The organism is Acaricomes phytoseiuli DSM 14247 (assembly GCF_000376245.1).
Classification (GTDB): domain Bacteria; phylum Actinomycetota; class Actinomycetes; order Actinomycetales; family Micrococcaceae; genus Renibacterium; species Renibacterium phytoseiuli.
On sequence record NZ_AQXM01000050.1, the window covers coordinates 1 to 21,522 of the forward strand.

The following is a 21,522-nucleotide window of genomic DNA, read 5'->3' on the forward strand; positions in this document are numbered from 1 at the left end:
CGGCTCCATGGGCCGGTCCTACGGAGCTGGCGATAACGCGAGCATGGAGAGTTTCTTCAGCCTGCTTCAGAAGAACGTGCTCAACACGAGATGCTGGAACACTCGCGCTGACCTCCGCCTCCCGATCGTTTCCTGGATCGAAACGAAGTACAACCGAAGACGCCGGCAACGCGGCCTCGGCAAACTCACTCCCGTAGAGTTTGAGACGATCTACACGGACGCGAAAGCGGCCTGATCACCCCAAACCCCAACTGTCAACCAAACCCGGGACAGACCCCCCGGTGCTGCGGGGTGTGATGTTGTTGACGCCCGATTGTCCGCCGATCAAGAACGCGACACCAGAAGATCAAACCGTACACTCCTCGCCATAACGGGAAGTGGAGCGTTATCAAAGTCCCTGGTTGAGGAGCTACTCTAAGCCCGCAAATTTACCAGCGATGATGCCCCGCTCATCCGTGATCACGGTTTGGAACATCCAACGATAACTACCGCCGGCTTCACAGCGGAGTTAATAGGTGGCCGCCAGCGTCTGGGTAAGAACAAGGTGTCACTAACCTCCAGCTCTCAATACCGCTAGAAGGCGAAAAAGAGGTAGGGGCTGTGACTCTCCAGTCACAGCCCCTACCTCTTCCCCTAGCCGAGCGTTATTCGTTCTACACGCTCGTACGGCTGGTAGCGCCCCGGAGGGCGACCTTACACGCCGTAGTACAGTTCGAACTCATAGGGGTTCGGCCGTAGTGAGAGCGGCTTGATCTCATTCTCCCGCTTGTACTCGATCCAGGTGTCGATCAGATCCTGGGTGAAGACGTCACCGGCCTGGAGGAATTCGTTATCGGTCTCCAGCGCGGCGAGGGCCTCCTCCAGTGAAGCAGGCGCCTTGGGAATGTCCTGAGCCTCCTCGGGCGGCAGCTCGTAGAGATCCTTATCCACCGGAGCGGGCGGCTCGATCCGGTTGCGGATCCCGTCCAAACCGGCCATGAGCTGGGCGGCAAAGGCCAGGTAAGGGTTGGAAGAGGGATCCGGTGCACGGAATTCGATGCGCTTTGCCTTGGGGTTGGTCCCGGTGATCGGGATCCTGATCCCTGCGGACCGGTTGCCCTGCGAATAGACCATATTGACCGGAGCTTCGAACCCCTTGACCAGACGACGGTAGGAGTTGATGGTCGGGTTGGTGAAGGCCAGTACTGCGGAAGCGTGCTTGAGTAGACCGCCGATATACCAGCGGGCCATATCGGACAGGCCGGCATAGCCTTTCTCGTCGTAGAACAGCGGCTCTCCGTTGTTCCAGAGCGACTGATGGCAGTGCATGCCCGATCCGTTGTCGCCGAAGATCGGCTTGGGCATGAACGTGGCAGACTTGCCCCACTCAAAGGCGGTGTTCTTGATGATGTACTTGAATTTCTGGAGATCATCAGCAGCGTTGACCAGGGTGGAGAACTTGTAGTTAATCTCGGCCTGCCCTGCAGCGCCTACTTCGTGATGCGCGCGCTCTACCTCGAGCCCGGATGCATTGAGCGCGACGACCATGGCATCTCGCAGATCTGCTGCATGATCCTGGGGAGCTACGGGGAAGTACCCGCCCTTGAACGGGGTTTTGTAGCCCAGGTTTCCGCCTTCTTCCGCACGGGAAGTGTTCCAGGGGGCTTCGATGGAATCCACTTTGTAGAAAGAGCCCTGAGGGTTGGAGGCGTACTGGACATTATCGAAAACGTAAAATTCCGCCTCCGGAGCGAAGAACGCCGTATCGGCCAGGCCGGTGGAGGCGAGGTAGGCTTCAGCGCGCTCGGCGACTCCACGCGGATCGCGGTGGTACGGTTCGCCCGTACGCGGGTTGACGATGGAGAAATTCAGTGCCAGAGTCTTCTCGAGCCGGAACGGGTCCAGGTAAGCCGTCGTCGGATCCGGAATGAGCTGCATATCGGATTCGTGGATGCCCTGGAAGCCGCGGATGGAAGAACCATCGAACAGCTGCCCGTTGACGAAGAAGTCCTCGTCCACCGTCTCTGCCGGGACGTTGAAGTGCTGCTGCACCCCTGGCAGGTCAGTGAACCGGATATCGACGAATTTCACATCCTCGTCCTTGATGAACTTGAGGACCTCGTCCGCGTTCTTGAACATCTATGCTCCTTCAGCATCTCGACATCGAGCCACAGCGAGGATCTCGCCGTTAGCTGTTATTAGCATAAGCAGATGCGATTTCCCAGGCATATCTGGAACGTTTCTGGCAGGTTACCGGCCAGCAACTCGAGGCAGCGATGGTCGTCAAGTCGAACACCGGTATCCTGGTGAAGTGGTGAATCGCAGCGATCTAGGCTCATGGATGTCCGGCCCGGACGCCTCGCATCTTTCGAAGTATCCGGGGGAGCGCCTCGGGCTGCCGCAAAGCGGCCCCCGCTCGATCGCCCGGGCGGGGCGGCGGATCGTGGCGATCTGCATCGACTGGGCCATCGCGATGCTCATCAGCGGGTTTCTGTTCGACGGCAATCCCTGGGCCACCAGCGCGATCTTCTTCCTGGAACAGGTTCTGCTCATCGGCACCCTCGGGTACAGCATCGGGCACCGGGTAATGAATATTCATGTCGTGCGGCTTTCGCCGGACGGCAAGGAGCTGCGGCCAGCGGGTCCCTTAGCGGCTCTCGTACGGGCTGTACTGCTGCTTCTCGTGCTGCCAGTGATCATCGTCGACGCTGACCATCGTGGCCTGCATGATCGGGCCAGAGGAACGGTTCTGCTGCGTCGCTAGACGGCCGAAGCGTGCTTCTGGCTGCTTATTGGCTTACCGGCCGCGGGCGGCCTTGCGGTCCGGGCGCACCTTGTAAGGGTCGATTCCCTTGGGGATCGGCAGCTTGGTGCCGAGCGAGGCGATGCGCTTGGAGATCGCGTTCACCTCGGCCTTGGTCAGCTGCTTCTTGAGCTTGCGCATGGCCTTGGTGACTTTGCTGATCGGCACCTGCCCCTCTTCGCGCCCGCTCTCGATCACGTGAATGGGCACATTGGGCAGAATCCGGGAGAGCCGTTTCTGCTCGGACTGCACCAGGCTCTTGACCCGGTGCGACGGCCCTTCGGTCACCAAAATGACGCCGGCCCGGCCAATAGCGCGGAAGACCGCATCCTGGCTCCGCGGATTGACCGCCACCGGTTGTTCCTCGACGATCCAGCCCCGGCGCAAGGTGCTCAAAGCGGCCCCAGAAGCTCCGGGCTGCCCTTCGATCTGCGCGAAGGCCGCGCGCTCAGCGCGTCGGGAGAGAACGATCATCGCCCCCAGCAGACCCAGCGGGATGCCGATGATCAGGCCCGTGATCCAGTTCCCGTTGAAGACGAACTGGCCGATCGCCAGGCTGACCGCTATCGCACCGAAGAAGACCAGGAGCATCAGCCACACCACGGACGGGTCGTGGCGGCGGGTCATCTTGAAGATCTCCACCATCTGCTTGAAGCGGCCCGGTTTCTTCGGCTGCTTCGTCTTGCCTGCAGCCTGCTCGTTTTGGGGCTTGCGCCGCAGGAGGCCTCTGCGCTCCTGAGGGGCTTGTTCGGCAGAGTGGGGGCGGGGATCGGAATTCTTGGCCATAGTGTCTCTATTCTATCCGCTGCATGGATGCCGGGCGCCCGCCTCCGCTCAGAAAGAACATCACCCGGCAGCTACCGGGTGATGTTCGAAAAAAGGAAGAAAGCTACCGGGTGCTGATCAGCTCTGAGCTTGCAGCAGGCTGGCTGCTTCCTGCCGGGTGTTGCCGGATTCCTCGATGCCTTCGGCGATATGCGCTAATTCGGCGGGGATGTCCCGGCCCTTCTTGCGCATCGCGGTCGCCCAGAGCCGCCCCGCCCGATAGGAGGATCGCACCAACGGCCCGCTCATCACACCCAGGAAACCGAGCTCTTCTGCTTCATCGCGGATCTCCACGAACTCCTGCGGCTTGACCCAGCGGTCAACCGGCAGATGCCGCTCGCTGGGGCGCAAGTACTGCGTGATGGTGATGAGATCGCATTTGGCCTCATGCAGATCCCGCAGGGCCTCGGAGATCTCCTCACGGGTTTCGCCCATGCCCAGGATCAGGTTCGATTTGGTCACCATGCCCAACTCGTGACCCTGGGTGATGACATCCAGGGAGCGCTCGTACCGGAAAGCCGGCCGGATCCGCTTGAAAATGCGGGGCACGGTCTCCACATTGTGCGCGAAGACCTCGGGCTCGGCCTCACAAATCGCCTGGATATTCTCCGGTTTGCCGGAGAAATCCGGGATTAGGATCTCCACTCCGGTGCCCGGATTGAGCTCATGGATCTTGCGGATGGTCTCGGCATAGAGCCATACGCCCTCATCTTCGAGATCATCCCGGGCGACGCCGGTGACAGTGGCATAGCGCAGATTCATGGACTGCACGCTGCGCGCCACCTTGGTCGGCTCGAAGCGGTCCAGCGGTGATGGTTTACCGGAGTCGATCTGGCAGAAGTCGCAGCGCCGAGTGCACTGCGCTCCGCCGATCAGGAACGTCGCTTCCCGGTCTTCCCAGCACTCGAAGATATTGGGGCAGCCGGCTTCTTCGCAGACGGTATGCAGGCCTTCTTTGCGCACCAGGTTCTTCAGGCCGACGTATTCCGGGCCCATCTCTACTTTGGCCTTGATCCAGGCGGGTTTGCGCTCCACCGGAGTCTGGGCGTTGCGGGCTTCTACGCGCAGCATCCGGCGGCCTTCGGGAACTACCGGTGCGCTGCTGGGGTCGAGGGGAGGGGTGGCACTCACGAAAGCGCTCCTTCGGGAAGGGTCTGATCTGCTGCTGCATGGCCTATGAGCTCTGCTTCACGCAGAGCCACTTCGCGCCGGACCACGGCGGCTGCTTCGGCAGGGCTCACATCACGGCCGGTTTCCCGGCTGATCGTCGTGGCTCCGGCATCGCTGATCCCGCAGGCGATGATCTGAGCGAAAGGTGCCAGATCATTATTGCAATTCAGGGCGAAGCCGTGCATCGCGACGCCATTGTGCACCCGGATGCCGATCGAGGCGATCTTGCGATCCTGGCTCTTGAGCGAGTCGTTTTCCGTAGTGTCTGCGCGCAACCAGATCCCCGCTCTGCCCTCGACGCGTTCCCCGGTGACACCGTACTCGGCGAGAGTCGCGATCAGGACGTCTTCCAGAATCGTCACATACTCACGAATGGCGTGCGGATCGCGGAGCCTGATGATCGGATATCCGACGAGCTGCCCGGGCCCGTGCCAGGTGAGTTTCCCGCCGCGGTCGACATCGACGACGGGCGTGCCATCGAAGGGGCGTTCATGCGCTTCGGTCCGCTTTCCCGCGGTATAGACCGAGGCGTGCTCCAGAAGGAGTATGGTATCCGGGGCGGTACGGGCGACGACGGCATCATGCAATTCGCGTTGCCTGTGCCATGCCTGACGATAATCGACATAGTCAGGGGCGAACCCAAGGTCAGAGAACTCGAGTGTCATGACTCCAGCGTAGTCCTCTGAGGGGCGTTGACCCCAATTGCTGATACGTCCCGCTACAGCTCGAGGGGAAGCGCAGGAGAGGTTCAAGACGTCGCGTCACAGCGGGCTAGGCAGGCCGTAGCCGACTAAGGTAAGTGCCATGGCTGAACTCCGCTGGCGCCCGCGCACCTCAGAAGGAAGCCGTTATAGCGACAATCGCTGGGACTGGCAGCGGCCGCGGCCAGCTCCCGGGTACCTCCGCCGTGACGCGGTAGTCGCTCTCGCACTGCTCGCTGGAGCGCTGCTGAGCAACTGGCTCTACACCCGGGCTGGTTTCCTCGGGGGAGGGGCCGAGACGTGGTGGTACCCCCTGCTCTGGGCGCCTCTGCTGACTCTGCCCTTGAGCTGGCGGAGACGGTTTCCGATGATCGTCGGCTTGATCGTGACCGTAACCTTCGTGGCGGGGCAGCTGGCCGGACTTCCTGAGCAGATTTTCAGCAATATCGTGGTCTTCCTGGCCTTCTATTCGATAGGTGCCTGGGCCCGGCATCGCAGAGCCGCTTTCTGGTTGCGGCTGGCCATCATCATCGGCATGTTCGGGTGGCTTCTGGGGACTCTCGGTCTCCAAATGATGAACCAGGCCAATCCGGTGGCGTCTCTGGGCGTCTCTGAATTCTGGGCCTGGGGCCTCATCTCGATCCTGATGAACTTGTTGTACTTCGGTGCTGCCTTTTTCTTCGGAGAGGCCGCTTTCCGATCAGCGGTACGGGATGCTGAACTCACGGTCAGAACAGCAGAGCTCGCTGCTGCCCGGGAGCGGAATGTGCAGCAGGCGGTGGCCCTGGAGCAGGTCCGAATAGCCCGGGAACTGCACGATATCGTGGCGCATCATGTATCCACCATGGGTATCCAGGCTGCTGCCGCGCGCCGGCTGCTTGCGGTATCGCCGGAACGCGCTGAGCAGCCGCTGATATCGGTGGAGAAAAGTGCTCGGAAAGCGATCGAAGAGCTTCACATCCTCTTGACCGCGCTGCGTAAGGATGACCACCTGGAGATCGCAGGGGCACCGGCGGAGGTGGGGGAGGCGCTCAACGCATTGCGGATCGAACACCTGGAGAATCTGGTGTCGGAGACCAGAGCGGTGGGCCAAGAGGTGGAATTGCGTATTGTCGGGCAGCCCCGGGATATCCCTCAGCTGGTTCATTACACGGCATACCGGGTCGTGCAGGAAGCGCTGACCAACATCCGGAAGCATACCGGCTACGGCGCTTCTGCAAGAGTTTCAGTGCGCTACCTCACCGATGAGGTCGAGGTCGAGGTCAGCGATAACGGCGGCCAGAACAGCCGAGCAGCAGCATCGGATACTCTGGGCGGCTTGGGACTCAGGGGGATGCGCGAGCGCGTCCACGCTGTTGGCGGGGAGCTTGCGACGGGGCCGAAGAACAGGGGCGGTTTTCTAGTACGCGCCAGGCTTCCAGCCAAGGCAGATGAAAGTGGTTGAGGTGCTGTCTGAAAGCATCGCACCCATGAAAGGTGACCTGTGATGGCCGAGCGAACGCCTGAGCCCAGCAACGCATTGCCCGACCCCGCAGCGCCCGGCGCTGCACCGATCCGGATCTACCTGGTCGATGATCAAGGTCTGGTAAGGACCGGATTCCGGGTGATCCTGGAGACCGAACCCGGCTTCCAAGTAGTCGGTGATGCCGCTGATGCGCAGACGGCCTTGCACGAGCTGACGATGATCGACTGCGACGTCGTCTGCATGGATGTACAGATGCCGGGGATGGATGGCCTTGAGGCCACCCGGCGGTTAGCAGGGCTCCCGCAGCGGCCCGCGGTGCTGATGCTGACTACTTTCGATCGAGACGACTATCTTTTCGCCGCGCTGACCCTGGGGGCAAGCGGGTTTCTCCTGAAAAACACCAGCCCCGAGCGGCTCATCGAAGGCATTCGGCAGGCCGCGGCGGGAGAATCGCTCCTGGCGCCTGAGGTGACTCGACGAGTCATCCGGCGGGCGGTCAGTAGACAATCCAGCGCCAATAGTGATGTGGATGCACTGAAACTGCTGACCGAGCGAGAGGCCGAAGTGCTCCGTTATGTGGCGCACGGATTGTCGAATGCTGAGATCGCGGAAGCGCTTTTCGTGGGCGAAGCGACCGTGAAGACGCACGTTTCGAAGATGCTCATGAAACTGGGGCTGCGAGACCGGGTTCATGCGGTGATCTTCGCTTATGAGCACGGCCTCGACTTGGGCGAGGCCTAGGTCTGCACCGGATGCAGTTCCGGCCGGCTCTCCTCCTTTCGGGGGAGGCGGTAAATCACTCCTGCGCCGGATGCAGATGAAGCGTTCGGGCGCATAGTCTGACAGCATGCAGACACAGGACGAGACGCACCTCAGCAGCCCAGAGCCCAGGCCCAGGGGCGTCGAAAAAGGGGGTAAAACCCTCACGCTGGAAGGAGTAACCCGTGCTTTCAACGGCCGGCCGGTGCTACAAGACGTCAGCTTCAGCGTTCAACCCGGACGGCTCACTGGGTTCGTAGGAGCCAATGGGGCCGGTAAGACTACGACGATGCGGATCATCCTGGGCGTCCTGAGCATGGACCGGGGCGAGGTCAGCTTCGGTGGTGAAGAACCGCAGACCGCTGCGCGGCGGCGCTTCGGCTATATGCCGGAGGAACGTGGCTTGTATCCCAAAATGCAGGTGGGCGAGCAGTTGGAGTATTTCGGCCGGTTGCACGGGCTAAGCCCCGCCGAGGCCAAGAGCCGAACGGCGGAACTCATCGAACGGCTCGGGCTCAGCGAGCGGATCAAAGACCTCGTGGAGAAGTTGTCACTTGGAAATCAGCAGCGGGTTCAGATCGCGGCAGCTCTGATCCATGACCCCGAGCTCCTGGTGCTCGACGAGCCGTTCTCCGGCCTGGACCCGGTGGCTGTTGAAACCGTTCTGGGAGTACTGCAGGACTACGCCCGGACGGGAGTCCCCGTATTGTTCTCCTCGCATCAGCTCGATGTCGTCGAGCGGCTCTGCGACGATGTGGTGATCCTGGCGGATGGCACGATCCGCGCCGCCGGCTCACGGGAAGCATTGCGGTCCGAGTATTCGGGATCCGCCTATGAGATCGAGGTGGCGGGGGACATCGGCTGGATTCGTCAGGAGCCAGGGGTGCAGGTCGCCGAATTCGATGGCGGGTACGCCCGGTTCGAGGCACCTTCCGAGGCCGCTCAGCGGGTTCTCGCCGAGGCGGCTCGACGCTCGGAGGTGCGGCGATTCGCGCCGGTGCAGCCGACGCTCGCAGAGATTTTCAAGGAGGTCATCGCATGAGTACGACCAGAATGGACGCAGACACCATGAGCGCACCCCAGTCGGTGTGGATCGTCGCAGAACGCGAGATCCGGATCAGGCTGCGCAGCAAGGCTTTTATCCTCTCCGCGCTGATCACCTTGGCGGTGGTCTTCGGCGGGGTGCTTTTCGGTGGCATGATGGGCTCCCAGACCAGTGAGACCAGAGTCGCTGTGGTGGGTACCGCAGCCGATGTCGTTGATCAATCGGCCTCACTCGTAGCCATTCCGGTGGCCGATGCCGACGCCGGGCGGGAACAGCTGCTCAACGGCGAGGTGGATGCTGTGGTGCTGCCCGATCCGGGGCGCCCGATTCCGGGAGTATCGGTCATCGCCAAAGGTTCGCCTCCGGCAGAGGTGATCGCGGCCTTGAGCGTATCGCCTGCCGTCACCGTTCTGGAAGCCGATAACCAGAGCGGTATGCTGCGCTACTTCGTCGCGCTCGGGTTCGCACTGGTCTTCATGATGAGTACGGTCACTTACGCTACGACTATCGGTCAGAGCGTCGTAGAAGAGAAGCAGACCCGAGTCGTGGAGATCCTGCTCGCCACGGTCAGTGCACGGGTGCTGATGTCTGGAAAGATCCTCGGCAACAGCCTCCTGGCGTTCGCCCAGGTGCTGCTGACGGTGCTCGTTGCGGGAGCCGGTCTGGTGATCAGCCAGCAAAACAATCTCTTCGGCCAGGTCGGCCCGAGCCTGATCTGGTTCGTGGTCTTCTTCATCTTCGGCTTCGTCATGATCGCGGCGCTGTATGCCGGATTAGCCGCGCTGGTGTCGCGTCAGGAAGACTTGGCGTCCGCGACAGCGCCGGCGATGATGCTGATCCTGTTCCCGTATTTCCTGGTGATCTTCTTCAATAGCAACCCCACGGTAATGACGATTCTCTCCTATGTGCCTTTCTCGGCTCCTCTGGCGATGCCGCTGCGGCTCTTCACAGGGGAAGCGATGCTCTGGGAGCCATTCGTCGCCTTGACCGTGGTGATACTGGCTACTGCTGCGGCATTGCTTTTCGGCGCGAAGCTCTACCGGAGTTCGCTGCTGCGCACCGGAGCCCGGGTTTCCTTCCGGCAGGCCATAGCCAACCGAGGCTAGTCGGGACCGGGCTGGGCTCGTACGGGGTCTGGATCTGTCAGCTGCGCAGCTCCGCGGCAATCCAGTCCGCTGCTGCGGTAACCGTGGGGTAGCGGAAGTCGAAGCCCGCTTCACTGAGTACTGCTGGAACTGTCACAGTGTCAGCGAGCAGCACCTCATCTGCGGCTTTGCCCAGGCCGGCACGCAGCGCGAAAGCCGGTACGGTGAAGAACGTCGGCCGGTTCAGGGCGGTGCCGAGAGCTTTGACGATCTGCTGAACGGTAGCGGCTTCGGGGGCGCAGAAGTTTACGGGTCCACGGACTTCTGCGCCCTCGGATCCTGGATCTAAGAGAAACAGCGCAGCCGCCGCGAGATCCGGCAGTGCGATCCAGGGCCAGTGCTGTTCTCCGCTGCCCAGATTCCCGCCGAGGCCCAGCCGCAAAGGGGTTAGGAGTTTGGCCAGCGCCCCGCCTTGCGGGCCGAAGACCACTCCGGTGCGCATCGTGATGGTACGGGTCTGTTCCGGGGCAGCTTCAGCTGCTTCTTCCCAGTGCAGGCAGAGATCGTTGAGTACTCCGGGCTGTTGCACGTACTCAGCGGCTGGAGAGGACTCGGTGTATGGGCCGCCTTGACCGTAGTAATCCTTACCGGATTGGCTCAGGAACACCCGTGGCGGATTCGCGGCTTGGTGCATGGCTTTGACCAGGGTGCGGGTGGGGCCGAGCCGTGAGTCGTAGAGGTTCTCGATGAAATTCTTGGTCCAACGCCGCGGTGGTTCCAAGATGGGCGAGCCGGAGAGATTGATCACCGCGTCTACGCCTTCGAGTGCTACGGGGTCGAGTGAGCCGGAAGAAGGATCCCAGCTGATTTCTTGGGGGCTGTGCGAATCCCGGCGCACGAGGCTTATGACGTCATGGCCGTGGCTGCGGGCCAGCTTCGCTATTGCCGTGCCGAGCATTCCGGAAGCTCCGGAGATCAGTATCCGCATGCCTCCATTGGATCATCTTGAGTGATTTCTGGCTATGGCCTCGGGATATGGAATTCAGAGGCTCTCCTGTAGGGTGTTCTGAGCGAATCCTGCTGCCATTGTCGAGGGCATTCGGCATGGAACAGCAGGAGGAAATCATACGGAAGGCCAGTCTTGGAAGTTGTGCGGTGGGTTTCAGATCAATCGTTCCTTTTCATCCTTCCTGCGGTCATCATGATGGGAATTCTTGCTTCCGGGACTTTGGAGAACACCTCGGGCAAGGCGTTCTTCGCCCTGAGTTTCGCGGTGATCGTTTTGTTTGCTTTTTGCTGGACCATCGTCACGGTCGACTTCTGAGCCACGGACTCAGCCCGATCCTCAACTGTGTTGTGGCGATGAATGATCTAACTGCTTCAGACACAGAGAGTTGGGCGCCTCCCGAATCTTCGGGAGGCGCCCAACTCTTCGGCGTTCTATTGTCTGTAGGGCCGTTCCGGTTCAGCTCCAGAGCGTGGCGACGGCGATGTTGATTACTGCCATTCCGCCGACAGCGTGGGCCAGGCCGGTGGAGACCGGTTCGCCCTTCTGCGCTTTCCGGTAACCGATGATGGCCGGAATGAGAACCGCGATGGTGATCACCAGCTTCACGGTGATCTTGATGTAGTTGATATTGGGATCCCGGGTTGCGCCCGCGATGCCCACAAGTGCCAGGCCGGTGACTAACTGCAGGATAGCGCCCCAGAGCTGAATTGGCAGGACGGTGGGTTTCTTGAAGGTCACGAACCAGGCGCCAACGATCGCTGCGGCTCCCAGGATATGTAAGAAGACCAGAAAGTATTTAACAAAATCCATGAACTCATTCTACGGGATGTAGAAAGAACTTGCTGACAGCATGTCTGCATCTTTTTGGAGATGTTAAGCCAGCCAGTGCACCGGAAATGACTAAGGGTCGGATGTCACTCTCATGACATCCGACCCTCAGCTCTTCAGCTCTTGATGCTGCGAACCGCCTCTAGAGGCCCAGATCAGCCTCGAAAGCCCCGCTTTCCAGGCGTGCTTTGAGCGTCTGCAGGAACCTGCCCGCGTCCGCACCATCGACTAAACGGTGATCATAGGTGAGGGAGAGGTACATCATCTGCCGGATCGCGATGGTGTCTTCGCCCTCAGCGCCGGGTACGACAACTGGGCGCTTGACGATGGTGCCGACGCCCAAGATCGCCACCTGAGGCTGATTGATGATCGGCGTATCGAAAAGCGCTCCGACCGAACCGAAGTTGGTGATTGAGAAGGTGCCGCCCGAAAGCTCATCCGGGCCGATCTTATTGTTCCGGGTCCGTGTCGCGACATCGGCGATCTTCCCAGCCATTCCGGCCAAGTTGAGATTACCTGCGTCGGAGATCACCGGAACCAGTAGGCCGCGATCGGTATCCACCGCGATCGCCAGATGCTCGGCATCGTGATACGTGACTTCCTGCTTCTCCTCGTCGTACGACGCGTTCAGCTTGGGGTGCTGCTTGAGCGCTTCCGCCACCGCCTTGGCGATGAACGGCAGGAAGGTCAGCTTCACACCGCCGTTCTGCGCCTGGAAGGTGTTTTTCGCGGCATTGCGCAGCTTCGCGATCCGAGTCATATCGACTTCGTGAACCTGGGTCAGCTGTGCCGAAGTATCCAAGGACTCGCGCATCCGCCGGGCGATGACCTGACGAATACGCGGAGCCTTTTCCACGGTGCCCCGGAGCGCAGATGCGGGGGCCGCCGCCTTGGCGGAACCGGAAGAATCCGATCCTGAAGAACCTGAAGAATCAGCACCAGAAGAAGCCTGCGCAGCCTGCTGACTCGACGCGGCCTCAGCCACAGAGAGCACATCCTGCTTGCGGATTCTTCCACCCACGCCGGTGCCGCTGACACTGCTCAGGTCAACGCCCTGCTGGTTGGCCAGTTTCCGGACGAGGGGAGTGACGTAGTTGGAGCCGGCGCCGGCTGAGCTACCGGAATCCTTAGCTTCTTCCGTTGATTCCTTTGGTACGGACTTCGGATCTGCCGGCTCAGTTGCGGCGGTCTGCGCCGGAGCTGCTTGCGCGGGCTCAGGCTTCTTCTCGGCTTTCGGCTCCGCTGCTGGAGCGCTAGGCTCGGACTTCTTCTCAGTCTCAGAGGCCGCAGCTGAGCCGGAGGAGGAGCCGATCAACGCGAGGACGGAGCCTACTTCAGCGGTCTCGTCCTCAGCGACTTTGATCTCGAGCAGGGTTCCGGCGACGGGGGAGGGGATCTCCGTGTCGACCTTATCGGTGGAGACCTCGAGCAGCGGCTCATCGGTCTCCACGGTATCGCCGATGGCCTTGAGCCAGCGTGTCACCGTGCCTTCGGTGACGCTTTCGCCAAGAGCCGGCAGCGTGACTTCCTGGCTGTCCTGAGAGGACTCCGTGGAGTCACTGTTCTGCGTGGATTCGCCGCTGTGCGCGGAAGCCGATTCTGCGGCAGGAGCGTCCTCCTCCGCAGCGGGCGCGGAGCTCGCCTGCGGTTCCGGATCTTCGGCAGCGGCTGCGGAATCGCCAGCGGATCTGCTCTGCTCACTGTTCTCGCCCGAACCAATCTTGGCCAGAGGCGAGCCGACTTCAGCGGTCTCATCCTCAGCCACCAGAATCTCCTCGAGCACCCCGGCGACGGGGGAGGGGATCTCCGTGTCGACCTTATCGGTGGAGACCTCGAGCAAAGGCTCGTCGACCTCTATCCGGTCTCCGACCTGCTTCAGCCAGCGTGTCACCGTGCCTTCGGTGACGCTTTCACCGAGAGCCGGCAAATTGACGGATTCAGACATCTCGTCCCCGTTCCTTTTCAAGCATCTGTTCGTTGTTCATCCGTGGTCTGGTTAGGTGCGGCTCAGCCGTGCAGAGGCTTGCCGGCGAGGGCCAATGCGGTCTCACCCAGCGACTCATTCTGCGTCGGGTGAGCGTGCACGAGTTGAGCGACATCCTCCGGGTACGCCTCCCAGTTGACGATGAGCTGGGCTTCGCCCACCTGTTCACCCATCCGGCCGCCGATCATGTGAACACCGACGATGGGTCCGTCCTTCTCCCGCACCATCTTGACGATGCCGCCGGTACCGAGAATGGAGCTTTTGCCGTTGCCGGCCAGATTGTATTCCTGGCTCTGAACATTGTCTGCGCCGAACTTCTCCTGCGCTGCCTTCTCGGTCAGGCCGACCGAAGCGATCTCCGGCTCGCAGTAGGTGACCTTGGGGATGTTGACGTCCTGCACTACTACCGGATTCAGGCCCGCAATCTCCTCGGCGACGAAGATGCCCTGCTGGTAACCCCGATGGGCTAACTGCAGGCCGGGGACGATGTCACCCACCGCGTAGATATTGCCGACACCGGTGTGTAGCCGCTCGTTGGCGAGCACGAAACCGCGATCCATCGGCAGCCCGGCTTCTTCGTAGCCCAGGCCTTCGGTGCTCGGCCCGCGGCCTACGGCGACGAGGAGCACTTCGGCTTCGAACGTCTTGCCGTCGGCGAGCGTGACTTTCACGCCGTCGTCGTTCTGCTCGACTTTGTCGAAGAAGACTCCGGTGGAGAAGTTGATGCCCCGCTTCTTGAAGGCCCGCTCCAGGTTCTTGATAATTGTCGCGTCTTCATTCGGTACGAGGGAGGGCAGGCCCTCAACAATGGTGACGTCGACGCCGAAGGACTTCCAGACCGAGGCGAACTCACAGCCGATCACGCCGCCGCCCAGGATGATCGCGCTCTTCGGGATGTAATCCATCTCCAGTGCGGCGTCTGAGGTGATGACTCGGCCGCCGATCTCCAGCCCGGGCAGCGTCTTGGCGTAGGAGCCCGACGCGAGAATGATGTTCTTACCCCGGTAAGCGGTCTGCTTGCCCTCGGCGTCCGAGACGGTGACGGTGTCCTGCGAGGTGAGTTTGCCCTCGCCTTCGATGACGGTGATGTTCTTCTTCGACTTGATGAGACCCTGCAGGCCCTTGTACTTACCGGCGACGATGCCGTCCTTGTAGGCGATGACGGCATCGATGTCGATGCCTTTGAGCTCGACATTGATCCCGTACTTCGCGGAGTCCCGGGCATGGTCAGCCAGCTCGGCGGAGTGCAGCAGGGCTTTGGTCGGAATGCAGCCGTTGTGCAGACAGGTCCCGCCCAGCTTGCTCTTCTCCACCAGGCCTACGGTCATGCCCAGCTGCACCGCTCGCAGAGCAGCAGCGTAGCCGGCGCTCCCCGCGCCGAGGATGAGAATGTCGAATTCTTGCTCTGCTGCCTGGTCGCTCACGTAGGCGCTCCCTCTTGTCATAACCGGCTTCGACGGGTTTTCCCGTACACCACCGTATTGATCGCTAGATGAAGTTACTTCTCAGCTTTTACCTTAGCGTTCCACATCCCGCCACTCCAGCTGTGACAGGTTGTCAGCGGATCTTTGTGTTGCGATTCACGTGCCCGATGCTGAGCCGCAGACTCACGGCTCAGCACGAACACGTCGACTGAAGATCAGCTATTGAGCGGAGCGATGCGCTCCACGAAGCCCAACAGCGTCCGGACTGCTACTCCGGTACCCTGCTGGGGCGTGTAACCATAGGGCGAGCCCTCGTTGAAGGCGGGGCCGGCGATATCCAGATGAGCCCAGGGGATTTGAGCCTCTTCCGATTCCTTGTTTCCTGCACTTTCCTTTTTCGCCGGCTTCGTCTTCTTCGCAGTGCCCACGAATTCATTGAGGAAGGCGGCCGCGGTCATCATCCCGCCCATTCTCTCGCCGATATTGGCAAGATCGGCTACCTTCGAATCCAGGCTCGGCCGCAGCTCTTCCGGAATGGGCATCATCCAGAACAGCTCGCCGACAGCTTCCGCGGCTTCCTGGACGCGGCGGCTCACCTTCTCATCGCCCATCACCCCGGAGTAGCGATTGCCGAGCGCGACGGCCTGTGCGCCGGTCAGCGTGGCGACGTCCAGGATCATATCGGGGTGTTCCTGAGATGCTGCGACTAGGCCATCGGCCATCACGAGGCGCCCCTCGGCATCGGTGTTGAGCACTTCGACAGTCTTGCCGCCGAAGATGGTGATGACATCGGACGGACGGCCGGCGGTGCTCGAAGGCATATTCTCGGCCAGGCACAGCCATGCGGTGACTCGGATCGGCAGGCCTAGTTCCGCCACGGCCAGAGTAGCGGTCAGAATCGCGGCGGCTCCGGCCATATCGCATTTCATCGTGGTCATCCCCGTCGGCGGCTTGAGCGACAGGCCGCCGCTGTCGAAAGTGATGCCCTTGCCGACCAGCGCCACGTGCTGAGTGCTGCCAGGCTTCCCATATTTCGCGGGGGCGTACTCGACCTTGACCAGACGAGGCGGGTTGACCGACCCCTTCCCGACGCCGATCAGACCGCCATAGCCCTCTTTCTCCAACCGCTTTTCGTCATAGACGGTGACCTTCACCGGCAATCCCTTGGCCAACTCCCGGCTCGCCTCGGCGAAAGTCTCTGGGTACAGCCGGTTCGGCGGCTCATTGACCAGAGTCCGGGCGGCGTTGACCGCTTTGCCGACGATCTCAGCGCGAGTCAGCGCGGTCTTAGCAGTGCGCTGGTTGACCTTGCTCGCGATGACAACTTCGCGCACCGGGCCTTTCTTCTGCGCTTTAGCTGCGGCCTCAGGTGCTTTTTCCGAGCTGCTCTGCGGTTTGCTGTACCGGTAGGCACCCAGTGCGGCGCCTTCTGCAACTGCGGTGAGCTGCGCTGCATCGTGCGCTGGCAACGCCAGGACTACCCGGTTGAGGCCGGCCAGCTGACGGACAGCAGACCCTGCTGCGCGGCGCAAGGTCTCAGCATCGGGAGTGTCCGTGACCCGGCCCAATCCGACGAGTACCAGAACAGAAGCCTTCACGCCGTCAAGACCGGGCAGCCGGTGCAGCTCATCGGCGGCACCTGTGACACCGAGAAGCTCCAGGGAGTCGCTGAGCGCGGCTGCCTCAGCCGGTTCGAGCGGATGGCTCGTCAGCACCGGGCCGTCCGGGCCTTTCGCTACCGCGATCACCAGCGCATCGCCGGGGAGCGATCTTGCTGCCGCTGCGGATACTTGAAGTGAAACGACATCGTTCATAGGCATAAAGTGAACCTCACTGCTCGCATCGTGATCCGGGCTGGTTGGGAGCTCCGCCCGCCCGTCTGACTCTCTATAGACTTCCCTCCTGATCGTAGTGCCTCGCGCGGTGCTGAGGGCACCTGCGGAATGCCGGAATGTCTGACCACCCGGATGCGTTGAAGGCCATTAGAGTGAGAAATAGGAGGTGCCTGATGTCAGATATTGTGTATGAGCCGTTTAAGGATCCCGAGTCGCTCTACGCTATGAACCAGGCGTGGTGGGAGGAAGAATCAATAGGGCAGGCCGACTGGTCGGGATTGCCTTTGCTCATGGGCTTCACCGGATTCTCCGATGCGGGCCAGGTTGTGAGACAGGTTTCCGATGAATTGCTGGATCAGCTGCAAGCAGAAGTCATTGCGATCTTCGATGTGGATCAGCTCATAGACTACCGCTCCCGCAGACCGCAGATCAGCTTCGTCAAAGATCATCTTGCCGATTACCAGCAGCCTCGTCTTGTGCTGTACCGGATGCTGGACAGCTTAGGCAGGCCTTTTCTGTTCCTGACCGGCAATGAACCGGATCTGCAGTGGGAGCGCTTCAGCGCAGCCGTGATCGGGCTAGTGGAGCAGTTGGACGTTTCGCTCGTGGCCTGGGTGCACGCTATTCCGATGCCGGTACCCCATACCCGGCCCATCGGGGTGACCGTGCACGGCAATCAACCGGAGCTGATCCAGGGTATTTCTTCCTGGCAGACCACGGTGAATTTTCCCTCCGGTATAGGGCACCTTCTGGAAGTGCGGCTCATCGAAGCCGGCAGAGATGTCGCAGGCTACGCTGTGCACGTACCGCATTATCTGGCCGAAGCCGAGTACCCCGGTGCTGCTGTCGCAGCCCTCGAGTACCTGGGGGCAGCGGCCGCTTTGATGCTCCCGAGCGAACGGCTGCGGGAGTCGGGGCGGGCTGTGGAGCAGCAGATCACTGCTCAGGTCGAGGCTTCGGCTGAAGTTCAGGGTGTGGTGGGCCGGTTAGAGCAGAATTACGATGAGCGCACCGCCGGACAGGCTCCGCGCTCGCTGCTTGCTGCCGGAGGGTCCGCAGACGAACTTCCTGACGTCGAAGAGCTGGCTGCGGATATCGAATCTTACCTGGCGACTCTCAACGAATCAGAAAGCTCCGATTCGGAGCCTTCTGAGGAATCCTGAGTCCGCGGCGGGAGCTGGCTCGGAACAAGCAGACCTGTTCTGCTGATCGGCGGATGACTTAAGAAGTACTGTGCAGGACTTTTCCTGCACAGTACTTCTATCAGGCCTGAATGTCCACATTATATTGAGCGGCTCTGGTTGCTCGGTTTCTTAAGCATCAGTCTGGATTGATGAACAGAGCCGAAGCCTTAAAGAAAAAAACTGAGAGTGCAATCGGAGCCGCTGCCGCCCGGGCAACAGAGGAGGGTTGCCTCCGCTCCCAGCTCCCGCCCGTGGTTGTCGCGGAAGCACCAGAAGACCTCATCGCCTGTGTACCGCACTTCCTGGGTTTCTGGCCGGAGTCTTCGATAGTGCTGCTCGTACTAGAGAACCCCGGGGACATTCCCTCTGCGTCTTCATCTTCCCGGGCCCAGCCGCCTCGGGTCGCAGCCTGTCTACGTTTGGATATTCCGCCCAGTGTCGGTGCTCGACCAGTGAAGCCGAAGTTGAGTGCACCGGAGGGTTCCCCCGTGAACGCGGTGATTAGCCAGATTATTCGCCAACTGAGGTCGCTCCGGTCGGCTAGTCCTGAAACCGGTGATGGGGCAGGGGTGGCAGCGTTGTTATTCACTGGTATCGACTGGGCGGATGAAAGGGACCCCGGATATGACGATTTCATGGCCGGGCTCGCCATCGCCTTAGCCTCCGAAGGGCACTCCCTCACGGGCAGCTGGTGGGTCGGTGCCCGTTGGTGGAGAGACTATCTATGCCGTGACGAGCGCTGTTGTCCGTTGGGCGGCTATCCGTTGGCAATGGTCCGGACGAGCCGGGTCAACCTGGCATTGATGAGCCAGGGGAGCGACTACCGGTCAGATGGAGCAGTATCGCAGCAGCAGCCGAACGTCCTCGATGAGCTGCTGAATGGCTGGCCGGGATTGAGTTTGAGCTACCGGAGAACGGCTAAGGTCGCCTTCTTGAAGGCTGCTCCGTGCTTCACTGAAAGCCTCAACGCCCTTGAACAACGGCGTCAAGAGGCGCTCGACCTCTGGGAGGGCATCCTGAACGGTAACCGTAAGTTCCAGGACAATCCGCAACTGCTGGGCTACCTTGCCGCGAGTCTGGGGGACCGAGCTATACGTGATGCCGTGCTGATCGCTACGGCTGGCGGTCGAGGCGCACTGACCGGCTACTTCGGGGCAGATGCAGATGAGGTAGGTCCAGAAGCGCATAGCCGGGGGTCCGCCAGCGCTAAAAAGAACCTTCCGATGAGTTTCGGAGAACTGCTCTTCGGGATTTCGAGCGACCGGGCCGGATTGAATGTGAGCGAGGCACAACGATGCTTCAACGGCCAGGCTCCCGAGCACGCCAGAGTGCTCCGATGTATAGAGGCTCTGCAGTTCATGTGCAGGTTCTTAGCGCAGCGAGGAGAGTATGGGTTAGTTGCTGCTGCTCTACGTGAGTCGCTGGCCGCGGCTTTGACGATCTTGGCCTGGTTGGAATGGTGTCGGGGACGTGGAGGCCACTGCCGCGGTTACCTTCTGGCGGCATTGGGCCAGGTCCCGGACTACCGATTGGCAGTGCTGTTCAAGCAACTTTTCGATAATGGTCTGGTCAGTCAATGGGCGACGATGATGCCCGCTGAGGAAAAGCATTCCGGAACCGTCTCACAACAGGTCGACACGAATTGTTAAAGCAGGACTGTTCCATGCGACAATGGCAGCACGACCCGGTTGGGTTCGCGCATGATTGCCTGAACGAGGCTTCTCTCAATTTTTTCATCGCATGAGGGAACATCTCGGCTCATCTGCGAGTTGTCTTAACTACGGACCCTGCAGATTGTGAAGGTAGTTAATACCAACGCGGACTTGACAGGGTCATAGTGGTGTTGCCCGCAGGTACCACCACAAGGGTCGTATGGAAAGGTCATCAGTGTCTCCAACTGCACGGAAAACCAGCACCGCTAAAACTGAGTCCGAGGAATCTGCCGCGACGAAGAGCAGCCCCCGTACTCGGAAGACTTCGGCGTCGGCAACGGCTGCTAAGTCAGGGGCTAAGCAGTCCGGAGCTTCTCAGTCCTCCGCGACCTCGAAAACGGCCAAGGCCAAGAGCGCCAGCTCGAAGAGCGCGAACTCAACGAAGAGCGCCACGGCCAAGAGCGCCAGCTCGAAGAGCACAGCTGTTAAAAGCCCCGCTGCCAAGAGCAGCGCGTCAGCGGCCGTAACCGGTGCTAAGAAGGCTGCGAGCAGCACGGGCGCCAAGAAGACCGCTACGAAAACCACTGCGAAGGCAAAGACAGCAAAAGCTCAGAAAGAGCAGACTGCGGCAGAGCCGGTAGAAGTACCCACCGGCAGCATCGAGCTTGAAGCCGAGAACAGCACCGAGGTCGTCGACAGTGCGCAGGAGTCGGCTGAAAACGAGCTCCCTGCTGAAGGCGAAGAAACCACTGCGGTAGCTAGCGGCACCGGTAGCGGCTTTGTCTTCTCCGATGCCGACGATGACGACGCTCCGGTGCAGCAGGTTATGTCGGCAGGAGCCACAGCAGACCCGGTCAAGGACTATCTCAAGCAGATCGGCAAGGTTGCTCTGCTCAACGCGGAGCAAGAGGTCGATCTGGCCCTCCGTATCGAGGCCGGGCTCTATGCCGAGGAGAAGCTGGCCACCGATGACGGTTCGATATCTCCTAAGCTGAAGCGGGAATACCAGTGGGTGATTCACGATGGCCGGCGTGCGAAGAACCACCTGCTCGAAGCCAACCTGCGGCTCGTGGTGTCTCTGGCTAAGCGGTACACCGGGCGCGGCATGCTCTTCCTGGATCTCATCCAGGAAGGCAACCTGGGCTTGATCCGTGCGGTAGAGAAATTTGACTACACCAAGGGCTTCAAGTTCTCCACCTATGCCACCTGGTGGATCCGTCAGGCCATTACCCGCGCCATGGCGGATCAAGCTCGGACTATCCGTATCCCGGTGCATATGGTTGAAGTCATCAACAAGCTGGCCCGGGTGCAACGGCAGATGCTCCAGGACCTGGGCCGTGAACCGACTCCCGAAGAGCTCGCACTGGAACTCGATATGACCCCAGAGAAGGTCGTCGAAGTGCAGAAATACGGCAGGGAACCGATTTCACTGCACACGCCACTGGGCGAAGACGGCGATTCCGAATTCGGTGATCTCATCGAGGACTCGGAAGCAGTCGTGCCGGCGGATGCGGTAAGCTTCACGCTGCTCCAGGAGCAGCTGCACTCTGTTCTGGATACGCTTTCTGAACGCGAAGCGGGCGTAGTCGCCATGCGCTTTGGTCTGACCGATGGTCAGCCGAAGACTCTCGACGAAATCGGCAAGGTCTACGGGGTCACCCGCGAACGCATCCGGCAGATAGAGTCTAAGACCATGTCCAAACTCCGCCACCCATCGCGTTCCCAGGTGCTGCGCGATTACCTCGACTAAACGAGACGCGGAGTGGCTTGCAGT

19 protein-coding genes are annotated in these 21,522 nt (G+C 60.9%); 10 read left to right on the forward strand and 9 right to left on the reverse strand.

The annotated features are described in order from the left end of the window. Positions 1-235 (forward strand): integrase core domain-containing protein (locus C501_RS0104125; protein WP_018133936.1); only part of this gene is annotated, 235 nt, incomplete at its 5' end. A 458-nt stretch (positions 236-693) separates the two neighbouring features. On the opposite strand, the gene glnA is transcribed toward C501_RS0104125, so the two are convergent. Continuing rightward, entirely contained in the window at positions 694-2,118 is a 1,425-nt protein-coding gene (glnA, locus tag C501_RS0104130; protein ID WP_018134367.1) for a type I glutamate--ammonia ligase, read from the reverse strand. A 172-nt stretch (positions 2,119-2,290) separates the two neighbouring features. On the opposite strand from glnA, the gene C501_RS0104135 reads away from it, so the two are divergent. Next, entirely contained in the window at positions 2,291-2,743 is a 453-nt protein-coding gene (locus C501_RS0104135) for an RDD family protein (RefSeq protein WP_026174590.1), read from the forward strand. A 33-nt stretch (positions 2,744-2,776) separates the two neighbouring features. Here the strand turns inward: C501_RS0104135 and C501_RS0104140 are convergent, their stop codons facing one another. The 3 genes from C501_RS0104140 to lipB form a co-directional block, all read right to left on the reverse strand. Beyond that, positions 2,777-3,568, reverse strand: coding sequence for a DUF4191 domain-containing protein (locus C501_RS0104140; RefSeq protein ID WP_018134369.1), 792 nt, complete (start codon positions 3,566-3,568; stop codon positions 2,777-2,779). Positions 3,569-3,685: 117 nt separating this feature from the next. Then, positions 3,686-4,678, reverse strand: coding sequence for a lipoyl synthase (lipA, locus tag C501_RS0104145; RefSeq protein ID WP_026174591.1), 993 nt, complete (start codon positions 4,676-4,678; stop codon positions 3,686-3,688). A gap of 56 nt (positions 4,679-4,734) precedes the next feature. Next, positions 4,735-5,442 (reverse strand): lipoyl(octanoyl) transferase LipB, encoded by a 708-nt coding sequence (gene lipB, locus C501_RS0104150; RefSeq protein WP_018134371.1) that lies wholly within the window; start codon positions 5,440-5,442, stop codon positions 4,735-4,737. Between the two features lie 139 nt (positions 5,443-5,581). On the opposite strand from lipB, the gene C501_RS0104155 reads away from it, so the two are divergent. The 4 genes from C501_RS0104155 to C501_RS0104175 all read left to right on the forward strand — a co-directional run bounded on the left by C501_RS0104155 (position 5,582) and on the right by C501_RS0104175 (position 9,853). Next, on the forward strand, positions 5,582-6,922 hold the full coding sequence (locus C501_RS0104155) for a sensor histidine kinase (RefSeq protein ID WP_018134372.1): 1,341 nt from the start codon (positions 5,582-5,584) through the stop codon (positions 6,920-6,922). A gap of 42 nt (positions 6,923-6,964) precedes the next feature. Further along, positions 6,965-7,684: a response regulator gene (locus tag C501_RS0104160; RefSeq protein WP_018134373.1), complete on the forward strand. Its 720-nt coding sequence runs from the start codon at positions 6,965-6,967 to the stop codon at positions 7,682-7,684. 106 nt (positions 7,685-7,790) lie between these two features. Next, on the forward strand, positions 7,791-8,744 hold the full coding sequence (locus C501_RS0104170) for an ABC transporter ATP-binding protein (protein WP_018134375.1): 954 nt from the start codon (positions 7,791-7,793) through the stop codon (positions 8,742-8,744). After that, on the forward strand, positions 8,741-9,853 hold the full coding sequence (locus C501_RS0104175) for an ABC transporter permease (protein ID WP_018134376.1): 1,113 nt from the start codon (positions 8,741-8,743) through the stop codon (positions 9,851-9,853). The genes C501_RS0104170 and C501_RS0104175 overlap by 4 nt, the downstream gene beginning before the upstream one ends. A 37-nt stretch (positions 9,854-9,890) precedes the next feature. Here the strand turns inward: C501_RS0104175 and C501_RS0104180 are convergent, their stop codons facing one another. Further along, on the reverse strand, positions 9,891-10,820 hold the full coding sequence (locus tag C501_RS0104180; protein WP_018134377.1) for a TIGR01777 family oxidoreductase: 930 nt from the start codon (positions 10,818-10,820) through the stop codon (positions 9,891-9,893). 213 nt (positions 10,821-11,033) lie between these two features. Between C501_RS0104180 and C501_RS14810 the strand changes: the two genes are divergently transcribed. Further along, a complete protein-coding gene (locus C501_RS14810) occupies positions 11,034-11,156 on the forward strand; it encodes a hypothetical protein (RefSeq protein ID WP_281098854.1) in 123 nt (40 codons plus the stop codon). Between the two features lie 141 nt (positions 11,157-11,297). On the opposite strand, the gene C501_RS0104190 is transcribed toward C501_RS14810, so the two are convergent. The 4 genes from C501_RS0104190 to C501_RS0104205 form a co-directional block, all read right to left on the reverse strand. Further along, entirely contained in the window at positions 11,298-11,651 is a 354-nt protein-coding gene (locus C501_RS0104190) for a hypothetical protein (RefSeq protein WP_018134379.1), read from the reverse strand. 160 nt (positions 11,652-11,811) lie between these two features. Continuing rightward, positions 11,812-13,614 carry a 2-oxoglutarate dehydrogenase, E2 component, dihydrolipoamide succinyltransferase gene (sucB, locus tag C501_RS0104195; protein ID WP_018134380.1) on the reverse strand — a complete coding sequence of 601 codons (1,803 nt, stop codon included), beginning with the start codon at positions 13,612-13,614 and terminating at the stop codon, positions 11,812-11,814. Between the two features lie 62 nt (positions 13,615-13,676). Continuing rightward, on the reverse strand, positions 13,677-15,077 hold the full coding sequence (lpdA, locus tag C501_RS0104200) for a dihydrolipoyl dehydrogenase (RefSeq protein ID WP_018134381.1): 1,401 nt from the start codon (positions 15,075-15,077) through the stop codon (positions 13,677-13,679). A 215-nt stretch (positions 15,078-15,292) separates the two neighbouring features. Further along, complete coding sequence (locus C501_RS0104205) at positions 15,293-16,897, reverse strand: leucyl aminopeptidase (RefSeq protein ID WP_026174594.1); 1,605 nt, start codon at positions 16,895-16,897, stop codon at positions 15,293-15,295. Between the two features lie 188 nt (positions 16,898-17,085). On the opposite strand from C501_RS0104205, the gene C501_RS12470 reads away from it, so the two are divergent. The 3 genes from C501_RS12470 (at position 17,086) to C501_RS0104220 (ending at position 21,498) form a co-directional block, all read left to right on the forward strand. After that, positions 17,086-18,075 (forward strand): proteasome assembly chaperone family protein, encoded by a 990-nt coding sequence (locus C501_RS12470; RefSeq protein WP_051064465.1) that lies wholly within the window; start codon positions 17,086-17,088, stop codon positions 18,073-18,075. Positions 18,076-18,245: 170 nt separating this feature from the next. Further along, entirely contained in the window at positions 18,246-19,745 is a 1,500-nt protein-coding gene (locus C501_RS0104215; protein WP_083906534.1) for a DUF4192 family protein, read from the forward strand. Between the two features lie 223 nt (positions 19,746-19,968). Next, the gene (locus C501_RS0104220) at positions 19,969-21,498 is read left to right on the forward strand and encodes an RNA polymerase sigma factor (protein WP_083906535.1); all 1,530 of its coding nucleotides are present in this window, start codon (positions 19,969-19,971) and stop codon (positions 21,496-21,498) included. The last annotated feature ends 24 nt before the right edge of the window (positions 21,499-21,522 follow it).